The following is a 6,357-nucleotide window of genomic DNA, read 5'->3' as shown; positions in this document are numbered from 1 at the left end:
CCGTGCGCCCAAGGCGCACGCTACTTTTCGATGCTGTATATGATGTCGGCACCTTGGCTTTCGGTTGACGATGTGGATTCGAACCACAGGTTATCGGTAAAACGATAGCGAAGGTAAAAGCTCGAGGTCGATTCGATGAGTCCGATACCATATTTAATGTATAAATTTGGGGAAATGTATTTACCGATATATAACGATGTGTCGTTTACATCTGATGTTTCAGAATCGATTGCGACTTCATCTAAACTGAATGTTTCTTTTAAGGACTGGGTTAGCGCACCCGTTGTTTTACCACCCACCAATAATGCCGCCTGCAACTCCAAGTTTTGGCTCTCGCTATTAGATGAGGGGCCACGTCCGAACAACAGATAAGAAAGCACACTGGCATCAGGCATGGTCGGATCAGAAAAGAGATCGAGCTCGGGTCTATTAAGTGTGCCTAGCACACGCGCACCCACAGAATTCGGACCATCAGTCACTTCAGATAGTGAACGTGTTACTCGCAAGTTCAACGCTGGGTTTGATAAGGGGCCCCCGTTAAAAATGAATTGTCCACGGTCAATAGTGAGTTTCTGTCCATAAATTTCATAATCGCCACTCGCTACCGAAATCGTGCCATTACCGATTGGCACAGACTGTCCGGTTTGCACGACGTTTAAAGCGCCTTCTAAGCGTCCTTTGAACCCATATGCATCTACACGCACATCGTCACCTAGAGTAATCTTCAAATCCGTTTTAAGTGAGCGGGATTGTGTATTACCTTGTTGACGCTGGACGACGACGACATCAGGTGACGGTGTGACCGTTGACGAGAGGTCGGGCGGCGTAATATTGGCGTTAGGTATATTTACCTCTCCGGTTAACTCGATAACGTTTTCGCCGATATTTAAGTTAAGGTCGGGTGAGGCGATCAAACGGATGCGAGGGGAGTCCATTACGACAAGGCTGTCGCCTGTTAAGGCAAGCTGACCAGTAAAGCCTTGAAGGTCAAAATCACCATTAAGATCAAACGGACCGTCGCCAACGTTGCCCCGACCCTTGATCTGCAACTCAGACGAGCTAGGACGCCCCGAGACTGAAATCACTGTATCTGAAATAGACGTACCAGTACGACCAATTAGCGCGTTGGCAATTTTAACTGTGGCATTAGGCGTTATCAGTAGTTGTTGATTGCGCGTATCGAGCGTTGCCTGCGCATTTAATGAGCCATCAATTTGTGCGACTTGATTGGTAAAGGTTTGAATGATACTCAAGTCATCTAAATTGGCTGTTATCTTACCCTCAATGGAAGGTTGGCTGAGATTCGCGGCGATCCCTAAATCGGCATTTATATCGGCACCTGTATCGATACTATTTAAATTGAGTGTCACACCAACCAACTTATCGCTAGTGCTTTTATTTAACCTCAATTTTGCTGTATCAAAGTTCACATGCTCTTCGTTTTGCTCAATACGAAGTTCATCAATTCCAAACTGACCCGTCAGAGAAGCGATTTCAATTGAACTGTCTAACTTAACGTTAGCATCAACCTCGCCCGATAGCGTACCGCTAATAACCAAGTCACTTAATGGGATAAAGGGCTCAATCAAGGCGAGCGGTAGTGCAGTAATAGAGACTGAAGCCTGTAATTGCTGATTTTTATTGATAGCTTCGGCACAAATAAGCTCTTGCCGTTGAGTTAGACATAACTTTGAAAGACTCAAACGTTGGTCTCTAAAGTGATAGACAACGTCACTGGGCTCACGAAGTTTAAAACGTCCCACGTTTTCTTGCCTAATAGAGAACTGCTTTATCGTTGCTGCTAGCCTATCCTCTGTAAGGGCTGTAGCTGTATTGATAGATAGGTCGATATCTCGGTAGCTTACTTTTATTTGGGTTGTCTGCTCTGATAAATCGCCGGAAAAGTCTAAGAATAAATCTTCTAAAACACTTTCATCGATTTGAATACTATTCGACTCAATCTTCATCGCCAGACTCGGCGCATCGATTGAGCCTGAAAGCATACCCTTACCGCTTAAACTGCCCGCTAAGCTTATATTTGGGACAGGGAGATCGGATAGATCGCGTGCATTGAGTGTCAAGTTGATCGCTGAGCCCGGACGCAGGTCACCGGTAGCAGATAAGGTGTTATCACGCCAATTTAAGTCCAGCTGTTCAATGAAAAGGTAAGGCGATTCAAAGCGAACATCAGCAGCAAGTTTAATCGGTTCACTTTTCCATTGGCCCTGCAAATCAGTTGTCAGGCTGAGATTATCCAAATTCGCGCGGGCTGTACCAGACACCTGATTGCTATTTTGTGTCATTGTGAGCTGTGAAATATCGAGAACGTTATCAGCAAGTAAAATTTCAGCCGATATATCGATAGCATTTTGGTTTATGGGTTCAATTACAAAGTTAGGCGTTACCTTAAGATTATGTAGCGCCCCTACAATCTGCATGTTCAAATCTGAAAGCGTGGCTGCTTTGATTGATTGTGCGCTAACTTCTGAGCTTGTTACGTTGAGGTCGAATTGTGGCTCCGCTGACAGTGCTACCGTTCCAGCAATCTCAACATTACTTTTCACTAAGCCCTCGGTGGACGCTTTTAGAGGCGCGAATTCGATTTGATTATCGATATACTTTATTTCGCCACTTAATTGAGCAACCTGTTCATTCACTGACAAATCGAGCTTAGGTTTGACCTGTATATTGGTCAAACTTCCCTCAGCTTTAATCTCACCTTTGAGGCTACCGGTTTCAATACCTGATAAGGAGAATGCGCTTACCCACGGTTGCAATTCAGACTTTGCAATTTGCGTGGTGGACTTAAAACTGAGGTCTTGCAGCAGTGCATCCAGGGTAAATCGTGTCTTGCTTTCAATAGCCTTTTGAGTGGCTAGTGTTCCTTGCAACTGATCGGCATCGCCGCTGACCGAGAGCAGGATCTGTGTTTCAGGATAATCAGGCACTCGTATAAAGATATTCGATTCAACATGAATGGATTTGTTGCTGTTTAGTCCCACGCGAGCATCTAACTGCACCGTCGCATAGTTGTGAGTAATATCGAGTTTATTAATAGCGAGCTGGCCATCCCTCTCGAGTGCTACGCCACCCGTGACACCAAATGACTGCGCAGGCTGCTCTGGTAAATGAAGCATTACATCATCAATGCGCAGCTGAGCTAATACTAAATCTAACGGAAGCCTTAGTTCGGGCCATGGTGCTGCACCTGTAGCAGTGTTGTTTTGCTCATCGTTAGCTCTGATCCACGCTTCAGCATCATTGACTGTTATTGCGTCGATTCGAACTGTGCCACCGAAGAGTTCTAGAGGAGACCACTGAACAGATAGCTTTTGACTATGCAAGCTGAAGCTATCAGTATCGATTTTCAGTTCATCAAATTGAAAATCACTCAGCAACGCACCTTGATAACGATTAAAGGAGACTTGTTGGGGTAAGTATTCACTTATTTTTGTTACCAGCCACTGACTACCCGTAGCAGTGCCTAACACGGCATAAAGAGGTAAAATCAGAGCTAGAGATAGGCCGACGAAGCCATATAAAAAGATTTTTGCGAGTCGTTTATAAAGCGTCATAGATCGGGACCAATGGTTAAGTGAATGCGCCAGGGGTTGTTTGGCTCATCGATAGCTTGGGCTAAGTCGAGACGAACCGATCCGATAGGTGATATCCAGCGCAATCCAATACCAACACTTTGCTTGAGTGGCTGGTTCGGTTCTAGCATGGCATTACCGATATCGGTAAAGGCAGCGACTCGCCAATTTTCAGCGAAGCGATAATCAATTTCTGCGCTTGCGACCGCAAGATAACGACCACCGATCACGTCGCCAGACGCATCCTCTGGACCCAACTGTTCGTAGGCATAGCCGCGAACGCTTTGATCACCACCTGCAAAGAAACGTAACGAAGGCGGAATATCTTCGAAACTATTGGTGTACATTGCGCCTATTTCAGCACGGGCAAGTAGGCGCCAATCATCGAGCAATGGAATAACCGACTTGAGTTCGAAACGCCCTCGAATTAAGTTCGCCTCAGAGAACACGTCTTTCGAAGCGGTCTGTAAGCTAAAGTTGGCCCGCCAACCATGGTTGATATTCACTCGCTCATCGGCTGACAAATATCGCCACTCAATGGTTGGAACAAAAAGCTGAGCATTACCGCTTTGTTGACCTATTTCAAAGTCTTCGTTGAGCCAATAGGCACCGACATCGTATTGCCAATGTTTAAAGGCGCGAATTTCCGCCGCTCCTATTTTTATAAGCTGACTTTCTTGGCTGTCTGTTGTTTTGTCTGCAAGTTGCGTGCGAAATTGATAGGAGTCAGTTTGCGGACGGGGTCCCGGGATTTGATATAGAGCTGTTAAGCGACTCTCAAATTGTGACAGTTGCAACTGACTTTTAAACTGATGACCCTCTGGATTTATCCAACGACGGTCATAGCCCGCGGTAATACGTGCGCCTGTATCAGTGCCATAACCCAATCCAAAACGATAATGAGTGCGCTGGTTGGGAGTTGTATCAACTTGAATAGGTACTTGGTTCTGCTCAGCTTGATCCCACAGCGCGTTCACCTGAACGGTTTCGAAGTAGCCACTTTCAGAGATATTGACCTGTAGATCACTTAAACTAGCCGTGTTAAAGGGTTCTGATCTTTCAAAGCGTGGGTAGCGTTGAAGTAAGTCCTCACTAATATACTCAGCGTTAAAGTCGATAGCACCGAATTGATAACGCGCTCCACTATTAAAAGTAGCATTAATCGATGCTGTATTTGCCTCAATATCGACTCGCACATTGGCCTTTTCCCACTCAGCATCGCGGTAACCTCGTTGAGCCGCTAAACTGAGTAGCTGTGTTTTGAGTTGCTCATAAGGGGCATGCTCAAACACATGACCTTGCTTGAGGGGTGAATGCTCGAGCACAGAACGAAACACGCTATCGTCCTTGGCGTCCCCTTTAAGTGTCCATTGGACATCAGTCAAGCGCACGGGTTGGTTGAGTGTTATAGTGTAGCGCGCTTGCCAGCCCTCTTCGGTTGAATCGAGTTGGCTGCTAATTTTTACGTTATAATAGCCAAATGGTTCGAGTGCTGTACGAATCTCACTCTCAGCGCGTTTAAAAAAGAAACGGATTTGAAATGGTCGATAATCCTTGTCTTGATTTAAGTTGGCAATTTGCACATAACTTTTGATATTGTCTAGCAACCTGCCGTCGACACCATCGAAAGCCACGTTCACTTTTGCCTGCAGACTAGCGCAAATCGAGATGGCACACAGTGCGAGAAGATATTTTATACGTTTCTTAATGCGGGTGGACATAATGTTTATTTTCATGCGGTTAACTACGAAAAATAATCGCACGTTGATCTCTGCAAAGTAAACTCTTGTTGAGGAGATTTATTAATGTCAGTTGCTTTGACATCTGAGCAAAAAAAATTACTCACGCAAATGACACTGCCACCTCGTTCAGAGACGTTAGCCGCGTTAAAGCGCGAGATGACAGTCGACGAGCCTCATATTGAGGCTATGGCAGAACTAATCGCCAAGGATATCGGCTTGTCGGGGCAGGTTCTGAGTGTCGTGAATTCATCGGCATATAGTCCCGTTCAAAAGGTAGATTCAATAAAGCACGCGGTAATGATGCTAGGTATTGAACAACTCATGCCATTGATCCGAGCGGCCTCGTTAAAGTCATCGTTAATTAGTCATGGGTTTCTAGCTGACTATTGGCGCTATAACGAATGGACAGCGCAAGCCTGCTTAGTGGTTGCTCGATTACTTGATCGCGAACGCCTTGCGCATTACGCGTATCAATTCGGTCTTTTTCAAGGGGCTGGCGTGCCGCTGCTTTATCTTAATTTCGAGGGCTACGAACAATTTATAAAACAGTCCAATCGTGTTGGGTGGGGTGAAATTGCGACTCAAGAAGAAGCATCACTCACGATTTCTCACGCGACAGCAAGTGCAGCACTTGCGCAATACTGGCGATTACCCGCGACCATGGTGAAAATGTTTTACTTTTACTATCAAGCTGATGCGGTTGAACGAGTGGGCGGCTCATCATCGGCGATAGCTGAAATCATTGCAATCCACAGACTGGCACGCTACAGCATTGACCAGCAAACGCGAAGCATCGCCGGCGATCAAGATTGGCAACGGTTCAAGTCGTCCGCAATGGCAGCTTTCCAGCTAACAGAAGCAGATGTGACAAGGTTGGTCGAGCGTAGCATTAAGCAGGTCTTTGGTTCCTCAGCTGGTTAAATAAACAGCGATCAATCAGGACAGGAGCAGTTTGTGCTTGCTACATTCAATTAGGTCAGTATAATTCTCGACAGCAGTAGGGGCGTAGTTCCAATTGGTAG

Annotated in this window: 3 protein-coding genes; 1 reads left to right on the top strand and 2 read right to left on the bottom strand. The window is 45.8% G+C overall.

The window, feature by feature from the left end:
* Positions 1-20: 20 nt before the first annotated feature.
* The gene (locus B2X00_RS03350; protein ID WP_290486117.1) at positions 21-3,575 is read right to left on the bottom strand and encodes a translocation/assembly module TamB domain-containing protein; all 3,555 of its coding nucleotides are present in this window, start codon (positions 3,573-3,575) and stop codon (positions 21-23) included.
* Positions 3,572-5,314, bottom strand: a complete 1,743-nt coding sequence (locus B2X00_RS03345) for an autotransporter assembly complex protein TamA (RefSeq protein WP_290486116.1) — start codon at positions 5,312-5,314, stop codon at positions 3,572-3,574. The genes B2X00_RS03350 and B2X00_RS03345 overlap by 4 nt, the downstream gene beginning before the upstream one ends.
* A gap of 84 nt (positions 5,315-5,398) precedes the next feature.
* Here B2X00_RS03345 and B2X00_RS03340 point away from each other — a divergent pair, with 84 nt between their 5' ends.
* Positions 5,399-6,256: an HDOD domain-containing protein gene (locus B2X00_RS03340; protein ID WP_290486115.1), complete on the top strand. Its 858-nt coding sequence runs from the start codon at positions 5,399-5,401 to the stop codon at positions 6,254-6,256.
* The last annotated feature ends 101 nt before the right edge of the window (positions 6,257-6,357 follow it).

This window comes from Idiomarina sp. UBA3162 (genome assembly GCF_002364475.1).
GTDB lineage: Bacteria > Pseudomonadota > Gammaproteobacteria > Enterobacterales > Alteromonadaceae > Idiomarina.
Note: the sequence above shows the minus strand (reverse complement) of the source record. Positions and strands in the feature narration are given on the sequence as shown.